The organism is Fibrobacter sp. UBA3718 (assembly GCF_002371935.1).
Lineage (GTDB): Bacteria > Fibrobacterota > Fibrobacteria > Fibrobacterales > Fibrobacteraceae > Fibrobacter.
Window position 1 is genome coordinate 44,629 of the sequence record NZ_DFHR01000003.1, and the last position, 18,498, is coordinate 63,126.

The 18,498-nt window shown below is 53.9% G+C and carries 18 protein-coding genes; 14 read left to right on the plus strand and 4 right to left on the minus strand.

The features are described 5' to 3' along the window. Positions 1 to 117 precede the first annotated feature (117 nt). The 13 genes from B4A77_RS00600 (at position 118) to galE (ending at position 13,921) form a co-directional block, all read left to right on the plus strand. Positions 118 to 1,803, plus strand: a complete 1,686-nt coding sequence (locus B4A77_RS00600) for a Na/Pi cotransporter family protein (protein ID WP_290737343.1) — start codon at positions 118 to 120, stop codon at positions 1,801 to 1,803. Positions 1,804 to 2,002: 199 nt separating this feature from the next. Beyond that, positions 2,003 to 2,680, plus strand: coding sequence for a winged helix-turn-helix domain-containing protein (locus B4A77_RS00605; RefSeq protein WP_290737345.1), 678 nt, complete (start codon positions 2,003 to 2,005; stop codon positions 2,678 to 2,680). Further along, the gene (locus B4A77_RS00610) at positions 2,677 to 4,068 is read left to right on the plus strand and encodes a sensor histidine kinase (RefSeq protein ID WP_290737347.1); all 1,392 of its coding nucleotides are present in this window, start codon (positions 2,677 to 2,679) and stop codon (positions 4,066 to 4,068) included. The genes B4A77_RS00605 and B4A77_RS00610 overlap by 4 nt, the downstream gene beginning before the upstream one ends. Further along, a complete protein-coding gene (locus tag B4A77_RS00615; RefSeq protein ID WP_290737349.1) occupies positions 4,065 to 5,771 on the plus strand; it encodes a Na/Pi cotransporter family protein in 1,707 nt (568 codons plus the stop codon). Before B4A77_RS00610 ends, B4A77_RS00615 begins: the two co-directional genes overlap by 4 nt. An 82-nt stretch (positions 5,772 to 5,853) precedes the next feature. Then, positions 5,854 to 6,507: a 7-cyano-7-deazaguanine synthase QueC gene (gene queC / locus B4A77_RS00620; RefSeq protein WP_290737351.1), complete on the plus strand. Its 654-nt coding sequence runs from the start codon at positions 5,854 to 5,856 to the stop codon at positions 6,505 to 6,507. A gap of 1 nt (position 6,508) precedes the next feature. Continuing rightward, positions 6,509 to 6,838 carry a 6-carboxytetrahydropterin synthase QueD gene (gene queD, locus B4A77_RS00625; protein ID WP_173382742.1) on the plus strand — a complete coding sequence of 110 codons (330 nt, stop codon included), beginning with the start codon at positions 6,509 to 6,511 and terminating at the stop codon, positions 6,836 to 6,838. 14 nt (positions 6,839 to 6,852) lie between these two features. Beyond that, entirely contained in the window at positions 6,853 to 7,536 is a 684-nt protein-coding gene (locus B4A77_RS00630; RefSeq protein ID WP_290737353.1) for a radical SAM protein, read from the plus strand. A gap of 23 nt (positions 7,537 to 7,559) precedes the next feature. Beyond that, on the plus strand, positions 7,560 to 8,030 hold the full coding sequence (locus tag B4A77_RS00635; protein WP_290732373.1) for a low molecular weight protein-tyrosine-phosphatase: 471 nt from the start codon (positions 7,560 to 7,562) through the stop codon (positions 8,028 to 8,030). Between the two features lie 73 nt (positions 8,031 to 8,103). Further along, positions 8,104 to 9,573, plus strand: coding sequence for a glutamate--tRNA ligase (gene gltX, locus B4A77_RS00640; RefSeq protein WP_290737354.1), 1,470 nt, complete (start codon positions 8,104 to 8,106; stop codon positions 9,571 to 9,573). Positions 9,574 to 9,700: 127 nt separating this feature from the next. Beyond that, positions 9,701 to 10,837, plus strand: coding sequence for a BON domain-containing protein (locus tag B4A77_RS00645; protein ID WP_290737356.1), 1,137 nt, complete (start codon positions 9,701 to 9,703; stop codon positions 10,835 to 10,837). 13 nt (positions 10,838 to 10,850) lie between these two features. Then, positions 10,851 to 11,834 (plus strand): helix-turn-helix transcriptional regulator, encoded by a 984-nt coding sequence (locus tag B4A77_RS00650; RefSeq protein ID WP_173382747.1) that lies wholly within the window; start codon positions 10,851 to 10,853, stop codon positions 11,832 to 11,834. A 1-nt stretch (position 11,835) separates the two neighbouring features. Further along, complete coding sequence (queA, locus tag B4A77_RS00655; protein ID WP_290732361.1) at positions 11,836 to 12,882, plus strand: tRNA preQ1(34) S-adenosylmethionine ribosyltransferase-isomerase QueA; 1,047 nt, start codon at positions 11,836 to 11,838, stop codon at positions 12,880 to 12,882. 61 nt (positions 12,883 to 12,943) lie between these two features. Then, positions 12,944 to 13,921, plus strand: coding sequence for a UDP-glucose 4-epimerase GalE (gene galE, locus B4A77_RS00660; protein ID WP_290732358.1), 978 nt, complete (start codon positions 12,944 to 12,946; stop codon positions 13,919 to 13,921). Between the two features lie 3 nt (positions 13,922 to 13,924). Here galE and B4A77_RS00665 read toward each other — a convergent pair whose 3' ends face one another. The 3 genes from B4A77_RS00665 to B4A77_RS00675 all read right to left on the minus strand — a co-directional run bounded on the left by B4A77_RS00665 (position 13,925) and on the right by B4A77_RS00675 (position 17,374). Next, entirely contained in the window at positions 13,925 to 15,388 is a 1,464-nt protein-coding gene (locus B4A77_RS00665; RefSeq protein ID WP_173382749.1) for a hypothetical protein, read from the minus strand. A 5-nt stretch (positions 15,389 to 15,393) separates the two neighbouring features. Then, positions 15,394 to 16,494, minus strand: a complete 1,101-nt coding sequence (locus tag B4A77_RS00670; protein ID WP_173382750.1) for a protein kinase domain-containing protein — start codon at positions 16,492 to 16,494, stop codon at positions 15,394 to 15,396. A gap of 79 nt (positions 16,495 to 16,573) precedes the next feature. Continuing rightward, positions 16,574 to 17,374: a TIGR00730 family Rossman fold protein gene (locus tag B4A77_RS00675; RefSeq protein ID WP_290737358.1), complete on the minus strand. Its 801-nt coding sequence runs from the start codon at positions 17,372 to 17,374 to the stop codon at positions 16,574 to 16,576. 111 nt (positions 17,375 to 17,485) lie between these two features. Between B4A77_RS00675 and B4A77_RS00680 the strand changes: the two genes are divergently transcribed. Beyond that, entirely contained in the window at positions 17,486 to 17,698 is a 213-nt protein-coding gene (locus tag B4A77_RS00680; protein WP_073319741.1) for a hypothetical protein, read from the plus strand. A gap of 73 nt (positions 17,699 to 17,771) precedes the next feature. Here the strand turns inward: B4A77_RS00680 and B4A77_RS00685 are convergent, their stop codons facing one another. Beyond that, positions 17,772 to 18,449: a hypothetical protein gene (locus B4A77_RS00685; protein WP_290726422.1), complete on the minus strand. Its 678-nt coding sequence runs from the start codon at positions 18,447 to 18,449 to the stop codon at positions 17,772 to 17,774. Positions 18,450 to 18,498 lie beyond the last annotated feature (49 nt).

The following is an 18,498-nucleotide window of genomic DNA, read 5'->3' on the forward strand; positions in this document are numbered from 1 at the left end:
AGCTTTACAATCAACAATTCACCGCCATGAGTCCGGGCTAGCTGAAAGGCAGCGACGATGATCCGGTAGTGGCGCTCCATAGGTAGGTCCTATTATATGGCTTGGATGGCGTTTAAAATGTTAGGGTGCCTGGCGCTCCTCATGTTCGGCATGAAGTCGATGAGTGAATCCTTGCAGAAAATGGCGGGTCCGCAGCTCAGGCATGTGCTCGGAACCATGACCACAAACCGTTTCACGGGTATGCTTACCGGCATGTTCGTCACAGCATCAGTACAGAGTTCGACCGCCACCACGTTGATGACGGTCTCTTTTGTTAATGCGGGGCTACTTACGCTGATGCAGGCGATTTCGATTATCCTCGGCGCCCACATCGGAACGACCGTTACGGCATGGATCATGAGCCTCGGGTTCTCGTTCAACATTGCAAACTTCGTTTACCCGGCGTTCTTCGTGGGCATCATTCTCGTTTACCTCAACAAGAAGCGTGTGTTGGGCGAGTTCCTGTTTGGCGTGGGTTTCCTTTTCCTTGGCCTTACCACCCTTAAAGAAACCGGTTTTACCGTGGTGCAGGACCCGGGGGCAAGCGCGTCTATCAGCCAGTTCTTCGCGCATTTCAGCGAACCGAATTTTTTCAACTCGCTGTTCTTCCTCGTGATGGGAACAATCCTCACGTTGTGTGTGCAGTCTTCTGCCGCCATCATGGCCATCACGATGATTCTCTGCTCCACCGGTGTGCTTCACATTGACCAGGGCATCATGCTCGTGCTCGGCGAGAACATCGGTACGACGATTACCGCGAACATCGTAGCTCTCTCAGCCAATACGCAGGCGCGTCGCGCGGCTCTAGCTCACTTTACTATCAATGTTATCGGCGTGATTTGGGTGGTGATTGTGCTCAAGTGGTTTCTCGCCGCCGTGTGCCACGTGGTGGGTTACGACCTTTCCATCCATCCGGGCGATGAAGGCTATGCTGCAAACCTCGCGAAGATTTCCGTGGTGCTCGCCTCGTTCCATTCTGCGTTCAACGTGTCGAACACCTTCATCCAGATTTGGTTCATCAAGTTCATCGAGAAGTTCGTGTGCAAGGTCATCAAGTCCAAGAATTCCGAAGAGGAAGAGGACTCCCGCCTGCACTTCATCAGCTCCGGCCTCATGGGTACTCCCGAACTTTCGCTCCTTGAAGCCCGTAAGGAAATTAGCCTCTTTGCGACCCGCACTCGCAAGATGTTCAATTTTGTGCCTGACCTTTTGACAATGAAGGAAGAGAACGATTTCGTGAAACTGTTCGCCCGCATCGAAAAGTATGAAGGTATCAGCGACAACATGGAAATTGAAATCGCGAAGTACCTGAATCAGGTGTCGGAAGGCCGTCTGAGCCCCGAAAGCAAGACGACCATCCAAGCGATGCTCAGGGAGATTTCTGAAATCGAGAGCATTGGCGATGCCTGCTACAACATGGCCCGCGCCATCAACCGCAAGTTCCGCAGCAAGGAAGACTTTACCGAAGAGCAGTACGACCACATAAAGCATATCATGAACCTGTGCGACAAGGCGCTCGAACACATGATTGCCGTGCTCGACGACAACCAGCAGGTTGACCTGAACCGTACGTTGAACCTTGAAAATGAAATCAACGACTACCGCAAGCTTCTCAAGGGAAAAAATGTCGCCGATATCGAGAACCAGAAATACAGCTACCAAATGGGCGTGCACTACATGGACGTGGTGAACGATTGCGAAAAGCTGGGCGACTACGTGGTGAACGTGGTCGAGGCTCATGCGAACAAAAAATTCTCTACATAATCCCGCTTGCTTTGTGCGAATTACGGTACGAACCTTGTAAATACGGTGTCAAGAAATCTTTTGTACCGCAAGTTTTTCGTGCCTGTTTTTTACAAGTAAAATTTGTGTAAAGTGTAGATAAAACCTTTGCGAAGCCGTTGCTTCAGGTATTGGATAAACGCTGTGGTCTTTTTATCTTGTTGTTGGGTAAATTGTGAATATGATTTACATAGTTGAAGACAATTCCGAAATCCGCGAAATGGAAGCCTACGCTCTCAAGAGTAGCGGTTTTGAGGTCAAAGCCTTCGATTGCGGGAAAAGCCTTGACGAGGCTGTCAAGGCCCGCGTGCCTGACTTGTTTGTCCTCGACATCATGCTGCCGGGCGAAGACGGCCTTAGCATCCTGAGACGTCTCCGTACGCAGGAATCCACGTGCAATGTTCCCGTCATCATGCTTACCGCGAAGAGTTCCGAACTGGACAAGGTCAAGGGGCTCGATCTGGGGGCCGACGACTATATCGCAAAGCCGTTCGGTGTCCTGGAATTCATTTCGCGTGTCAAGGCGTTGCTCCGTCGTTCGGGCATGGTGAATGTCGAAGCGGCTGAACCGAAAATTATTTCGCTCGGGGATGTCTCGCTCGACGAGGCCAAGCGCACCGTCACGGCGGGCGGCGAGAATGTGGAACTCACCTACAAGGAATACGAACTCCTGAAGCTTCTCGTGTCGCATCCGGGGCTCGTCTATTCCAGGCAGCAGCTTCTGGAAAAAATCTGGGGCATCGATTTCAAAATGGATACGCGGACGGTCGATATGCACGTCAAGACGCTCCGACAAAAACTGGGCGAGCGAGGTGCGATTATCCAGACGGTCCGAAACGTAGGGTACAAGGCACAATGAAAGACCGCATCCGCTACAGCCTGATATACATGGGAGTGATTGCGGCGCTCTTTGCAGTCTTTTTTACGACGCGTGTATTTGAAGGCGAAATGGCGGAGCAACTCAAGGGACTCCTGCGCGAAAACTTGCGCCTCATTGAAACCTCGTACGCGAATGAATCGCTTGGGGGCGAACCCCAGAAACTTGCGAAATTTGCAAGCAAGGATCTCCGCATCACGCTTGTCGATTCGAAGGGCGGGATTCTCTACGACAGCGATGCCGAAGCGGCCAAGATGGAAAACCACAACGACCGCGAAGAGATTATCGATGCGCTCGCGAAAGGCGTGGGCGAGGACCTGCGTTACTCTTCCACATTGCAGGCGAAGGCGTTCTACTTTGCGAAGCGCCTGAATGACGGAAACGTGCTCAGGCTCGGCATGCGCCAGGCGAACTTGCAGAAGGTGTATTCCAAGACAATCCCGTATCTTGTCGTACTGCTTGCGGCCATTGTGGCGGCAGCCATCCTGATAGCCATCGGGCTCAGCCGTACCTTCGTGAGTCCGCTCAAGAAACTTGTGGATCAGCTCGGTACTCCCGAATGGATGAAAATCGAGAACGTCTACAAGGAAATCGCGCCCCTCGTGAATACCATCCGCAAGCAGGACTTGGAACTGCAGCTGACGATTGAACAGCTTTCGAACGAAAAGCAGAAAATGACTCACCTGAAGGATGAATTCACCGCGAATGCCTCGCACGAACTCAAGACACCGCTGACCTCCATTTCGGGCTATGCGGAACTCATCGAGAGCGGCTTGGCGAAACCCGAGGATGTCAAGATGTTCGCGGGTAAAATCCATAAGGAGGCAAGCCGCCTGCAGTCCATCGCGAACGACATCATCACGCTGTCGAAACTCGACAACCATGGTGGCGAACCGTTCGAGCTGGGCGAAAAGGTGAACCTCTGGAACGTTGCGCATTCCTGTGTAGAGAGCCTCGGCCTGAACGCGAGCAAGAAGTCTATCTCGCTTTCGCTGGAAGGCGAAACATCCGCAGAAATCATCGCGAACTCCAAACTGCTTTACGAAATGATTTTCAACCTGGTGGACAACGCCATACGTTACACGGAGTCGGGCGGCAAGGTCGTCGTGCTCGTGGAACAGGACTCCATTGCCGTGAAGGATACCGGTATCGGAATCCCGGAGGAATGCCAGTCCCGCATCTTTGAGAGGTTCTATCGTGTAGACAAGAGCCGCTCCAAGGAAACCGGCGGAACGGGTCTCGGGCTTGCTATCGTAAAGCACATCGCCGAAGTCCTCCATGCGACAATCCACTTGAATTCGATCGTTGGTCTCGGTACCGAAATCAAGGTCGGTTTTACAACCCTTTCAAAAACGAATAAGGTTTTATGACACTTATGATTCTCAAAATGATTGGTTGCCTTGCGCTGCTCATGTTCGGCATGAAGACCATGAGCGAAGGCTTGCAGAAACTCACCGGCGGGCACCTCCGCGCAGTCCTTGGCACCATGACCAAGCACCGTATCGGAGGCCTCCTCACAGGCACGTTCGTCACGGCCTCGGTGCAGTCTTCTACCGCTACGACCGTACTTACCGTAAGCTTCGTTAATGCTGGCCTGCTCACATTGAGTCAGGCCATTCCTGTTATTATGGGCGCGAACATCGGTACCACGGCCACGGCGTGGATCATGTCCATATTCGGGTTCCAGTTCAACATGAGCTCGGTGGTGTGGCCCTTCTTCGCCCTCGGTATCATCCTTTCTTACACCAAGAAGAACTCGACCAAGAGCCTGGGCGAATTTGTCTTCGGTTTCGCGTTCATGTTCCTGGGCCTTACCACGCTGCGCGAAAATGCTGTGGCGATGGACTTGGCCCACAACCAGGCGGTCATCAACTTCTTTGCAACGACTGGCGGCTGGGGCATCTTCAGCACGCTCCTCTTCCTGTTGCTGGGAAGCATCCTTACCATGTGCGTGCAGTCGTCTGCCGCCATCATGGCGATTACGCTCTTGCTCTGCAGTAGCGGCGTGCTCCCGATTTACCAAGGTATTGCGCTCGTGATGGGCGAAAACATCGGTACCACGGTGACATCGAACCTTGCGGCACTTTCAGCAAGTACGCAGGCAAGGCGCGCGGCCTTGGCGCACATGCTCTTCAACGTGTTCGGCGTGGTGTGGGTATTGATAGTGTTCCGCCCGTTCGTGAACATGGTTTGCAGCATCGTGGGGTTTGACCCGACGTTCGTGCCGCATACCGAAGAAGAAGTTGCCCAGGCAAGCGTCCGTGTCACTTACGCGCTTTCGGCATTCCATACGGCGTTTAACCTCTGCAACGTGCTTATCCTTATCTGGTTCATCAAGCCGATGGAAAAAATCATCTGCAAGATTATCCGCGAGAAGGAAGACGGCGAGGATTTCAAGGTCAAGTTTATCAGCGCGGGCCTCATGAGCACTGCAGAACTTTCGCTTTTTGAAGCCCGCAAGGAAATTAACTTGTTTGCAGCCCGCACGCAGAAGATGTTCCGCATGGTGCCCGAACTGCTCGAGATGAAGGACGAAAATGACTTCGTCAAGCTGTTTGCCCGCATCGAGAAGTACGAAGGCATCAGCGACAACATGGAAATCGAGATTGCGAACTACCTTAACAAGGTTTCTGAAGGCCGCCTGAGTCCCGAAAGTAAGACTAACATCCAGTCGATGCTCAGGGAAATTTCTGAAATCGAAAGCATCGGCGACTCCTGCTACAACATGGCCCGTGCCATCAATCGCAAGTTCCGCAGCAAGGAAGACTTTACGGAGAACCAGTACGGCCATATCAAGCATATCATGCAGCTGTGCGACAATGCGCTTACGAACATGATCGATGTCATTAGCGATTATGCATCGGCCGATGCGAACCGCACGCTGAACCTGGAGAACGAAATCAACGACTACCGCAAGCTCCTCAAGGAGAAGAACGTCACCGATATCGAGAACCAGGAATACAGCTACCAGATGGGCGTGCACTACATGGACGTGGTGAACGACTGCGAGAAGCTGGGCGACTACGTGGTGAACGTGGTCGAGGCGCATACCAACAAGAAGTTCTCCTCTTAAAGACGGGAAACTGTAATTTTTCTATCTTGGGCATCAGTCAGTTCGAAACCCATCCTGACTCTAAACAAAACTAGGAGCCCCTATGAAAGACGCATTGCTCGTCCTCTCCGGCGGAATGGACAGCACCACGCTGCTTTATGAGCGTGCCGCCGATATTGCACTTGCCGTTTCGTTTGATTACGGCAGCAACCACAACGACAACGAGATTCCTTTCGCCCGCTTCCACTGCGAAAAGCTGGGAATTCCGCATGTGACGATTCCGCTCAAGTTCATGCACGACTATTTTGAGTCGTCGCTGCTGTCGGGTGCCGATGCAGTCCCTGAAGGCGACTATTCTGCCGAGAACATGAAGTCGACGGTCGTGCCTTTCCGCAATGGCATCATGCTTTCTGTTGCGGCGGGCCTTGCTGAAAGCCGCGGCCTTGAGAAGGTGATGATGGCGAACCATTTCGGTGACCATGCCATTTATCCGGATTGCCGCGAGGAATTCGTGAAGAACATGTCGGCGGCGATTGCGGCGGGCACCTACGCCGGTATCACCATTGACGCACCCTATACGAATATCTCCAAGGCTGATATTGCTTGCAGGGGAAAAACTCTTGGCATAGATTATAGCGCGACCTGGTCCTGCTACAAGGGTGGTAGAATCCACTGTGGAAAGTGCGCAACCTGTCTGGAACGCAAGGCGGCTCTCGCCGAAGCGGGAATCGACGATACGACAGAATACGAGGCCTGATATGTACAGAGTCATCAAACGAATCGAAATTTCCGGAGCTCATAAGCTGTCGCTTCCGTACGAAAGCAAGTGCCGCGGGCTCCACGGCCACAACTGGATTATCACGGTCTTCTGCCAGTCCGAAACTCTTGACGAGAATGGGATGGTGGTCGATTTCTCGCGCATCAAGGAAATTGTCCACGGCAAGCTGGATCACCAGTTCCTGAATGACGTCGTGGATTTTAATCCGACCGCAGAGAACATGGCGCGTTGGGTCTGCGAGCAGGTTCCGCACTGCTACAAGGTTCAGATTCAGGAAAGCGAAGGCAACATTGTCGAGTACGAACGCTAGGGACAGGGCCTGCCATGAAGGTGTGCGAGATCTTTAAGAGCATAGAAGGCGAGGGCCTGCGCATGGGGCAGGCCGCGGTCTTTGTGCGGCTTCACGGCTGCAACCTGCGGTGCGCCTATTGCGACTTGATGTATGCGGTCGAAGGTCATGACTACACACAAATGGATGTAGATGAAGTCTTGTCGGCTGTAGACAAATACCGTAGCGAAAGCGGGGCCGGTTGCGTGACGCTCACCGGCGGCGAACCGCTGATTCATGAAGGCGTCGACGAACTGCTTTCGAAGCTATGCGGTGCGGGCTTCGAGGTCAATGTCGAAACCAATGGCACGGTTCCCTGCAAGTGGCGCTTCCCGTCGCTTTTTTATACCATGGACTGGAAATGCGGCAGTAGCGGGATGTCGGGCAGGATGCGCATGGAAAATATCGCGACGCTTGGAAAAAATGACGTACTGAAGTTCGTTGTTGGGAGCGTCGAAGATCTGCGCGAAGCAGAACGCGTGGTATCGCAGCTTTCGTTGCTGCGGAAAAGTCCTGCATGCGACATGCCTCATATTTTTGTCTCGCCAGTTTTCGGGATGCTGCCGAACGAAACAATCGTGGATTGGATGCTGGATAGCGAAACCATGACGCGGAATGGCGCCCGATTCCAGGTGCAACTTCACAAAATCGTGTGGGACCCCGAACGTCGCGGCGTGTAGGCCCTGCTGTTATATTTGACATTATGAAAAAGACGAAAATCCTCTTTGTATGTCACGGGAACATCTGCCGTAGCCCCATGGCCGAGTTTGTCATGAAGGACAAGCTTGCGAAGGCGGGACTCGAGAATTTCGAGGTGGCAAGTGCCGCGACAAGTACCGAGGAAATCGGGAATCCCGTATATCCGCCCGCAAAACGTATGCTTGCAAGCCACGGAATCGATTGTAGCGGAAAACATGCGCGCCAGATGACGCAAGGCGATTACGAATATTACGACTATATCGTGCTCATGGATAGAAATAACCTGAGAAACCTGCGCTGGATTCTGGGCGAAGGGCATGACATGTCGAAGGTGTCGCTGCTGATGGATTGGACTGGTAATCCGCGCGATGTGGCGGACCCGTGGTATACGGGTAATTTTCAGGCAACCTGGGATGACGTGAACGAAGGTTGCGAAGCCATCATAGAGAAGTTGGCAAACCGCCCGTCTCTTTAAAATTGCTATTTTTTGTCATGTAAAGTTCCTGCGCGAAGTTGTGCGGGATAATTGAAATTTAAATGAGGAATCTATGAGCGAAAATTCTGCAACCCGTCCTGTCCGCGTCCGTTTTGCCCCGAGCCCCACGGGTTACCTCCACGTGGGCGGTGCGCGCACCGCTATTTACAACTACTTTTTTGCCAAACACATGGGCGGCACGTTCTACCTGCGTATCGAAGATACCGACCGCAAGCGTTACAACGAAACTGCATTGCACGACTTGATGCGCGACCTCAAGTGGCTGGGACTTCAGTGGGACGAAGGTCCGGGTTGCGAAGGCGACTGCGGCCCGTACTTCCAGAGCGAACGCCTGGACATTTACCACCGCGAAATCAAGAAACTTTTGGATGCGGGTTGCGCCTACTACTGCTTCTGCACCGAAGAACGCCTGCAGGAAGTCCGCGCCGAGCAAGAAAAGTCTCACGTGCCGGTCACGGGTTACGACCGCCACTGCCGTAATATTAGCCGTGAAGAAGCGGAAGCCTGGATTGCCGCTGGCGAAAAGGCTGTCATCCGTTTCAAGGTCCCGGAAACGGGCGTCACCGAATTCGACGACATGATTCGCGGTCACATCAGCTACCAGAACGAACTTCTGGACGACCTCGTGCTCATCAAGCGCGACGGTTACCCGACGTACCACTTTGCAAGCGTCGTGGACGACCACCTGATGGGTACGACCCACGTGCTCCGCGGCGACGAATGGATCAGCTCCACGCCGAAGCACGAACTCTTGTACAAGGCATTTGGCTGGCAGCCGCCCGTATGGTGCCACCTGCCGGTGATTCTTGACAAGAACGGCGGCAAGCTTTCCAAGCGCAAGGGGGCTGCTTCCGTGGGTGACTTCCGCGACCTCGGCTACCTGCCGGAGACTCTCGTGAACTACCTCGCGCTCCTCGGCTGGAACCCGGGCGACGATCGCGAAGTCATGACCATCAAGGAAATGGTCGAAAGCTTTACGCTGGAACGCATCAACCCCAAGTCCGCCAGCTTCGACGAAAAGAAGCTGCAGTGGATGAACGGCCAGCACATTCACCTGTGCGACGACGCATTCCTCAAGGGTATCATGAAGGAAGGTCTCGCTGCAAAGGGCATCGACCTCTCCAAGGAACCGGAAGCTCGCCTCGACGAAATCGTGAAGCAGTTGAAGCCCCGCGCCCACTTCGTGCAGGATCTGGCTGACATGGCCGTGTACTTCTTTGTCGCCCCGACGACCTACGACGAAAAGGGTGCGAAGAAGCACTTCGGTGAAGGCTCCAAGGAAGTGGCGACGCTCGTGCGCGACATGCTCGCTTCCATCGAAGACTTCAAGACACCGGTCATCGAGAAGGGCTTCTATGACCTCGCCGAACGTTGCGGCCACAAGGTGGGTGAACTCGTCGGTGCTCCGCGTCTCGCTGTTTCTGGCGTGACTGCTGGCCCCGGCCTCTGGGAAATGTTCGAAATCATCGGCAAGGACGAAGTCCTCCGCCGCATCGATGTCGCTCTCCCGCTGATGGGGTAATCTTCGCTGACCCATGCGAAATCTCTTTCCTCATAGGATCCATACGCAGAAGTTGTTCTGCTGCCGTTGTCGTCAGGTGCTCGATCACGGGGTCTATGCACGTGAACCTTATTCCACTTATGGAGGAATGAAACCGCATCTTCCGCTTCTCTGCATGTGTGAAAGGTGCTCGGCTGCGTTTGTCGGCTTTTCGAACGAGTTTGCCTTTTCGAGGCCGATTGATGCGGGCGATTACACCGCTGTGTATGGCTATAGTCGGATTTCTCCGGGAAATTGGCTCTATTTCAAGGAATCGGTCAAGCCGGGGAAGGTCAAAAGCTATTTCAGGACAAATGAGCAAGAAATCATTGTCGTGAGCTATGATGGTGGCCAGGACATGAAATTTGTGTTCGACCATCCCGCTCCGGTTCGTGAAAAATCGGCCGAAGGCTATCGCCTACTTCCGGCGCAGAGCGCCCAGACTTTGCTTGGCGATAATATTTACCACACTTTGCGAGATAAGTTTGGTATTGCAGTCGGGCTCGTGAAAGATGGCGACAAGGATAAGTTGGCGACACTGCTCGAAGATGGTTCCGTCTTGTTTATAACGCTTCCGGAACAAGCCCAGAACATTCCTAACGACAAGTTGTCCGATATTGTTCTCAACAAGTTGCGCCAGCTTTTCCCGGATGACGTAAGCAGGGTCTCGGTGACGGTTGGACAGGGCGTTGTCTACCTGGATGGCCTTGTCAAGAGCGTCATGATTAAGCGCTCGCTTCGGGCTTGTATCAATAACATGCCTCGCGTTCGTGGCTGCGTTGACTTTACGAAGGTTATTGCGGAGCCTGGCATGACGGATAAGCGGATAGAAAACGAAATTTACATGTTGCTGGAATCCTTTGGACGAAATGTCTTTGATTACAAGGTAGAAGTAGCAAATGGAAAGGGTAGTGTGTCCTTGTGCTGCTTCGAAGGCCTGTGCCCTAAGGATTTGGAAAATAGGATTGCCGAAGTTCCCGGTTTGCAGGATTTGAACTTCTCGATGGTGTCGTTGCCGGAAAGGGAAATGCGGAATCGAGAAACCTGCCTGGAAATGGAACACAGCTATTCGTTGAATTCTTTGCTCCAGGGGGCCAAGATAAAGGTCTCGTTTGTCGATGACAAGTATTTGCTGGAAGGAAGGGTCCATTCGGCTTTTCAGAAACAGATTGCCCTTGTGAACGCGGTAAAGATGACCCTTTCGACGGCTGTGGAAAATCGCTTGCGCGTGGCTGGAAACTTATAAAAAAGGAGTGCCTATGGCTTCAGGATACGAAAAAATCAACCTTATTAAGAATAAACTAAAGAATCCGATGACCGTGACGCAGTTGGCCTTGGCGCTCGGGTGTGGCATCCGCACCGTTTTCCGTCATCTCGATGTCGTCCAGAAGGAAAACTGCGGTCTTCGCAAGTACAAGAGCGAGGGCGAGACCTTCTATGTTATCCAGCCCGACGAGAAGGTGAACTTTAACCAGAATATCGTCAAGCAACTCGATAAAATCAAGAAGACGATGGCTGCGAATTCCGCTCCCGAAATAAAGACGATAAAGCTTTTGGATAAGGTAATAAGCCTGCTGGAAACGACGGACCCGAACGAATTTAAGCCCGAAGCCATTTCGACAGACCCGGATTACGTGCTGGATTACGGCCCCTTCTGCGATGATAAATTGCAGGATGCGCTTGTCAATCGGGTTCTCAAGTCAATCCACAGCGGAACGGCCATCAGGATTCACTACCGCCATTCGACGGACCATTCCTCGGTCGCCGAAGAAACGAAGGAAGTCTTTCCGGTCAAGGTCATCATGCGCATGGACACGCTCTATCTTGTCGCGGGCGAAGTGGACGACAAGGGAAATCAGGTTTTCAAGAACTACCTTTTTGAACAGATTGACAGCGTGACGGAAACGAACCATGCGTCCCCGAAGTTTGCCTTTGATGAGAAAACGCATTACAAGTATGCTTTTGGCAAGTACACGGGTCGCGACAAGGTGGAAGATGTCTCGCTCGAGATTAGGACGAAGTGGCTGCAGACGCAGTTCGAACGCTCGCATTTCAATCCGCCGATTTCAAAGCGTTTCGACAGGAACAAGAACATGATTGTCGATCTGAAACTTCGCATTACCCCGGATTTCGAAAGTTGGCTGATGGGTGTCACCAACGATGTGCGTATTCTGAAACCCGCCTCGCTGAAGGAAAAGATTAAGCAGAAACTCAAGAACGCACTGTCTGATATGGACGCCTGAGATGCAAGAACATAACCTCTCCGATTACACCTTCGAATTCCCGAAGGAACTGATTGCTACCCGCACGGCGGGGAAAGGCAAGACGCGTATTCTGCATTGTCCCAAGGATGGCGGGCCGCGACGCATCATGAAGGCTCCCGAAATTGTGGAACTGTTCCGCCCTGGAGACTGCCTTGTGGTGAACAACACGAAGGTGATTCCTGCGCGCCTTTACGGTCACACGTTGCACGGCGGCGAAGTCGAAACGCTACTCGTGCAGTCGCTCATTCCGGCAGAGAACGGCGATGCCCGCTATGAGGCGCAGGTCCGCCCGGGCAAGGCCTTTAAGATCGGACGCGAACTCGAAATTGCAGGTGTCAAGGCGACGGTCGAGGATATTCACGAAGATGGAGCCCGCGTGCTCCGCTTTGCGACGACCCCCGTGGAACTTGAAGCGGTGATGAATCGCGAGGGCCACGTGCCGCTCCCTCCCTACATCAACCGTCCCGACGACGAGGACGACAAGAAGGCATACCAGACGATTTTTGCAAAGTACTCGGGTGCAGTTGCTGCCCCGACGGCGAGCCTGCATTTTAGTGAACAGATGCTCGAGGACCTCAAGGCGAAAGGCGTGTACGTTGCCGAGGTTACTTTGCACGTAGGGCCAGGCACGTTCCAGAACATCTCGGTCGAGGACTTTACCCAGCACAAGATGCACGGCGAGCATTACGAACTCACGAAGGAAAACGCCGAAATCATCAACAAGGCGAAGCGCGAGGGCGGGCGCATCGTTACCGTGGGTACTACGAGCACGCGCGTCGTGGAGACGATTGCCGATGCGAATGGAATCGTGAAGGCGCAAAAGGGAATCACGCACGCGTTCTTCTATCCCGGCTACCGCTACAAGATTGTAGACGGCCTCCTCACGAATTTCCACTGGCCCAAGAGTTCGCTCATCCTGCTGGTGTCCGCATTCTACGGGCGCGAAAACACCCTCGAAGCCTACAGGATGGCCGTCGAGAACAAGATGAAACTGTTCAGCTACGGTGACGGAATGCTAATTTTATAACCGAAGGCGAAGTATTACTTTGTCGTGGCCGCATGAGCGGTCGAATGAAAAAGGAAAAGACATGAAGATTGCAGTTATCGGCGGTGCCGGCTACATTGGATCCCACACGACGCGTGAACTCCTTGACCGCGGACACGAGGTTTGCGTCTTTGACAACCTTTCGAGCGGTTTGGAACAGAACCTGTTCCCCGAAGCGGGCTTCGTAAAAGGCGATATCCTGCATCCCGATGAAATCGGCAAGTTCCTGAACGAATTCAAGCCCGAAGGCCTCGTGCACCTGGCCGCCTTCAAGGCCGCCGGCGAGTCGATGATCAATCCCGAGAAGTATAGCGTGAACAACATCACGGGCTCCATAAACATCCTGAATGCTGCTTCCGCTGCCGGCGTGAAGTATTTCGTGTTCTCGAGTTCCGCGGCTACCTACGGCGCCCCGAAGTACCAGCCCGTCGATGAGGAACACCCGACCGAACCCGAAAACTACTACGGCTACACGAAACTCGCCATTGAGGGGTTCCTCAAGTGGTACGATAAGCTGCGCGGAATCAAGTTCGCGGCTCTCCGCTATTTTAACGCCGCTGGCTACGACGTGAAGGGCCGCATCAACGGTCTCGAGAAGAATCCGGCGAACCTCATCCCGGTGGTGATGGAAGCGCTGCTCGGCAAGCGTAAGGAACTGCTCGTGTTCGGTAATGACTACGACACTCCCGATGGCACGGGCGTGCGCGACTACATTCACGTGAATGATTTGGCAATCGGCCATGGCATGGCGTTCGATTATCTGCAGAAGAACAACAGGAGCCTTATCGTGAACCTCGGCGTGCAGCAGGGGAGTTCCGTGCTCGACGTTATCCACATGGCTGAGAAGGTGAGCGGTCGCAAGTGCCCGTACCGCATTGTGGAGCGTCGCCCGGGTGACCCTGCGACGCTTGTGGCGAACCCCAGCAAGGCCCACGAAGTTCTCGGCTGGAAGGCGCAGTTCAGCGACCTCGAGACTCTCCTTGCGACGACCTGGAAGGCCTACCTCGCCAACGAGAAGTAGCTTTTAGGCTCCGGCTTTTTCCAGCAGTCTCTTCGCCTGCTTTGCGATGAGGTCGGAATCGTTCAGTTCAATTACCTTCTGCAGCCTTTTCACGCCTTCTTCGGGTTCTATCCCAAAGTTGACCCTGAGCTCTCCGATATTGAACAGGGCGCGCCTTGCGAGCGTTGCGTTCTTTTCGGATTTCAGACCTTTTTCGAGCAACAGCAGAGCCGTCTCGGTAAGGCCCTTCGCCTTTGCCGTGTCGCCCCATTCTAGCCACTGCGTGCTTGCGACATCGATGAACAGGTTCGGGTTCGTCATCCTTTCGGCAAATTTAGTGACGGTTTCCTTGTCGGCGGGCTGTTCCTGCAATATGGCTGTCATCGCCTGGCAAAGCAGCTGGCGTGCGGCGTCGTAGTGCCCCTTCTTCGCTTCCTGGAATCCTTCGTCCATCTGGTTCCGTGTCTTTTGCCTGCGCTCGGCGGCGAGGTTGCGGTTTGCGGTCCGGCGGAAGCGCTCTTCAAGGGCGTCTGCCTTCTTTTCGGCTTCGCTTTTCCTGCGCCTCGGAATCTTGAATCCGGCGAGGGCTCCGAGCCCGAAGGCGGGGATGGAGGCGGTTACCACGGCGGCGAAGATACCGCCGTTCACGAGTGCGTTAACGGCTGCGTCCAGGAGGGCGCCCATGATGGCGGTCCCGAGAACCCATCCCGGTATGGCGTCCTTCCTTTCATCGAACGCCGAGGCGCCCAGCATGAATGCGAGGGCGATGCTTGCGCCCATGTAACGGTCCATCGTGTAGTGGTCAAAGAAACTTGTAGAGGTCAGGATGTCGGTAACGAATCCTCCGGCAAAGATGAATGCAAAGAAAAAGCCGAGTGTGATGGCGGCTCCCCAGCGCTCTGCCAGCAGGAAATAGGCGAATAGGAAAAAGACTGCGAAAATGATGTAGTTCCAGGCGCTCGGGAACAAAAGCCAGCTGGTGAACAGCCGCTCGTATTCGCCGTCCTTGGGTACATAGGCGAGGCTGTATCGCACGAACTTGTCCGTATAGTTCTTGATGAACTTGTGACATTCGATTTCGAAATGGGCTTCCTTGGGGTAGAATCCGTGCTCGTCGGCGAATTTTTCCTTGCCGCCGCCGATTTCCCACCATTCGCGGAATTCCTTCCTCATGGCCGCCTTGCGGTCCTCGATGTCGAAGGTCTTTCCGGCCGAAAGGATTCTGTCGCGGTACTGCACGAATTCCTGGAGCTTCGTCTTTTCGTCGTCGGTGAGGCCCACCGTGCGGAACTGGGCGGCGCCTTCTTCGGCCCACCACTTTTCGAACGACTTTTCGATGTTGCTCTCGAGTTCCTTCTGGCTGATGACAGGGGAGAGGGCGGTCGCCGCATTGAAGATGCCAATGCCGAGGACAATGGCAATGACGATGTAATGGTGCACCCGGAGGCGCTTTGTGATTCCCTTGATGGTGTCTTGCAGGCTGCTCATAGTCATTACCTTTTGCCGTATTCGCCGAGCTGGTTCCAGAGGAAGTCCGTGTTTACGTCGCGGTAGCCCTGCGCGTTGACCTCTGCGCGCAGCTTGTGGGCGATGTCGAAGAGGTTCGGGGTGTTCTGCATGCGTTCGAAACTGTCGAAAATCGTGAGGTTGTCGATCCACTTGCCAAGTTCGGGGAAGCGGCTGTCCTCGAAACGGTTCTCGCGTCCCGTCTTGAGGTATTCGAGATAGCGGTCCGTAATCTTGTAGCCGTCTTCCGTGAATATATCCATCGCGCGCGGGAACAGCTTGTAGCCCGTGAGGTATTCGTGGACGATGATGCCGAAACTGAAGTAGTCGACCGATGACGAAAGGTTTTCGCCCATGATGGCCTGCTCGGGCGCGCTGTAGCACGGCGTGAGCTGGCCGCCGTATTCGTTCACTGTCTCGCGGAGTTTCGCCTGTGCGTAGCCGAAGTCGCAGATGAGGATCTTGTGGTTGTTCTTGTGCTGCGGATTCTGGCACAGGAGCAGGTTCTTGGGCTTTAGGTCCTTGTGCACCACCTGGTAGTAGTGCAGCTGGCTGATCGTGTTCGCGAGGTAGGCAATCTGTGCTACTCGCTGCAAAATCTCGTCGTCGGAAAGCTTGGTCTTGAACATCCTGTCGAGCGAACAGCCCTTGATGAATTCCATCTTCAGGTAGGGGTGCCTTCCGGCGAGTCCGCCGCCAAAGCTCTGCACCACGCCCTCGATATTCGTGGCGCGGATGAGGTTGTTGATGCGGATTTCGTCCTGGAACGCGCTCAGGAGCATGTTCAGGCGGTGGAGCCTGTTCTTGCCCGGTGCCGCCCAGAACTTGCATATCTTCACGACGATCTCGCGTTCTCCGTAGTGCTTCTCGTCGTTCGCGTGTTCGATCCAGAAGTTCGCGCGGTAGAGGTTGTTCGTGCCCTCGAGAGTCAGCGGCTCGACGAGCTCGATTTTCTCCATGGCGCCGCTGTGCAGGAATTCCGGGTTCTGGTCGAACCACCGCTGGTATTCCTGCATGCTATAGTGAGGGCGCAGCGCGAGGTTGCGCGACACCCTGTCCAGTACTTCCGCCAAGATATTTCTGAGCATGTCTTAAATTTAGCTAATCGGGGGTACAAAACAAGGTGTCGCATGGCGGCACCTTGCAAAATAAGTTTTTGGGCAGTTTTTATTCCATGGTCTTCTCGAGCGCCTTCGTGACGACGTTGTAGGCGTCGTCGACAGTGTCGCAGAAATGGAACAACTTGAGGTCTTCCTTGTCAATCATCCCGGTCTCGGCGAGGTAGTTCCAGTTGATGACCTTGTCCCAGTACTTGGAGCCGAAAATCACCACGGGCATGCGGTCGCCATATTTTTTGGTCTGGATGAGCGTGAGGATCTCGAACATCTCGTCGAGGGTGCCGAAACCGCCCGGGAACACGACCATGGCCTTGGCCAGTTTCATGAACCAGTATTTACGGATGAAGAAGTAGCGGAACTGCAGGTTCAGTTTGTCGTCGATATAGGGGTTCGGGTGCTGCTCGAACGGAAGCCTGATGTTGAGGCCGACGGAAGAGGTCCCCACGTCGTTTGCGCCACGGTTGCCCGCTTCCATGATACCCGGACCGCCGCCGGTCATGATGGCGAAGCCCTTGTGCTGCTTGTTGGCCCAGCGGCCTATTTTTGCACCCAGTTCGTGGGCGGCTTCGTAGTATTCCGCCACGGTTTCGAGCCTCTTGAGGCGCGCGAGTTCCTTTTTGTCCTTGCAACCCTTCATGCGCTTCTTGATTTCGCTCATGGGGAGCGTACGGGCCGAACCGAAGAACACGATAGTGTTCTGGACGCCTTCCTGCTGGAAAATCTGGTTGGGCGCCATGAATTCGGCGATAATCCTGATGGGACGGCCACTGTCGCTGTCGATAAAGTCCATGTTGTGGTAAATCATCTTGCCCGGAATCGTCGAAATCGCATTCTTCTTTTTTGTAGCCATAGGAAACTCCTTTTTTATCCTTTCCTTGACAAAATACCTTAAGAAGGGACAAAAAGCAAATAAAAAACGCTTTTTTTTGCTTTCATTCGAAAAAATCGTTATATTTGAGGTATGCTAGTAAAAATTTGGACTGACAGCTTTATCATTACCGGCGAAATCGACACCCTGCGTGACGAGCGCCTTACGGACTACATCCGCGAGAACAAGGACTTCATCGCCGTGACCCAGGTGCGCGTGAGCGACAGGAGCGAGAAGGACCTCTTCCGTACGCACTTCCTCAACGTGAGCACGAGCCACATCGAGATTATCCTGCCCGCGGAATAGCGATAGGACAGAACCCATATAAAAGAAGCCGCCCCCGAAGGAGCGGCTTGAATTGTATAGTTCCAGGTCCGGATTACATGAAGTACCAGGAGAGGATTGCACTGGCCTTGAAACCGACGTCGAGGCGTGTGTCTTCGTAGTTGGCAGCGCCATCGACGCCTTCCCTATCAATGTAGTCGAACCCGAGGCCGACCTTTCCGGTCAGGTAGAGCCCACCTACCACGTTTGCGTGGATTCCGGCCATTGCGTTGAGGGTGAACTGGTTGTTGTCCTCTCCCCAGTGGCTGATGAGGAACTCTCCGCCGATGGAAAGCGGCAGGACGACCTGCATGAAGTAGTAGTCGAAGCCCACGCCGATTTGAATTTGGGTGTAATCGTCTGCACGATCAACTTCGGTTGCCGGGGTGAACTGGGTGGCTTCAGTTTCACGGGTGGTTTCGCCGTGATGGTACAGTCCGAGGATGGCGGACAGTTCCATGTTGGGGGCGAACTTGAACGACACGTAGAACTTTTGGATTCCCTCGTGATCAAGGGCGTCGACGAGGTCTAGTCCCAAGGCCAGGGTTCCTGCTCCGGACTGCACAGGGGCTGCCGCCGCACTGCTTTCGCTTGCTGCCGGGGCGCTGCTGTTTGCAGGCGCGCTGGATGCCGCCGGGGTGTCCTCTTCTTCGTATTCGTCTTCATCGTCCTGGGCGTAGCTGTAGCTGCAGAGTGCCATGGCGGTGAGGGCCGCTAGGAAAATCTTTTTCATATTCCATACTCCTTGTGAAAATTACTATAGAAAACAATATAGTTTCAAA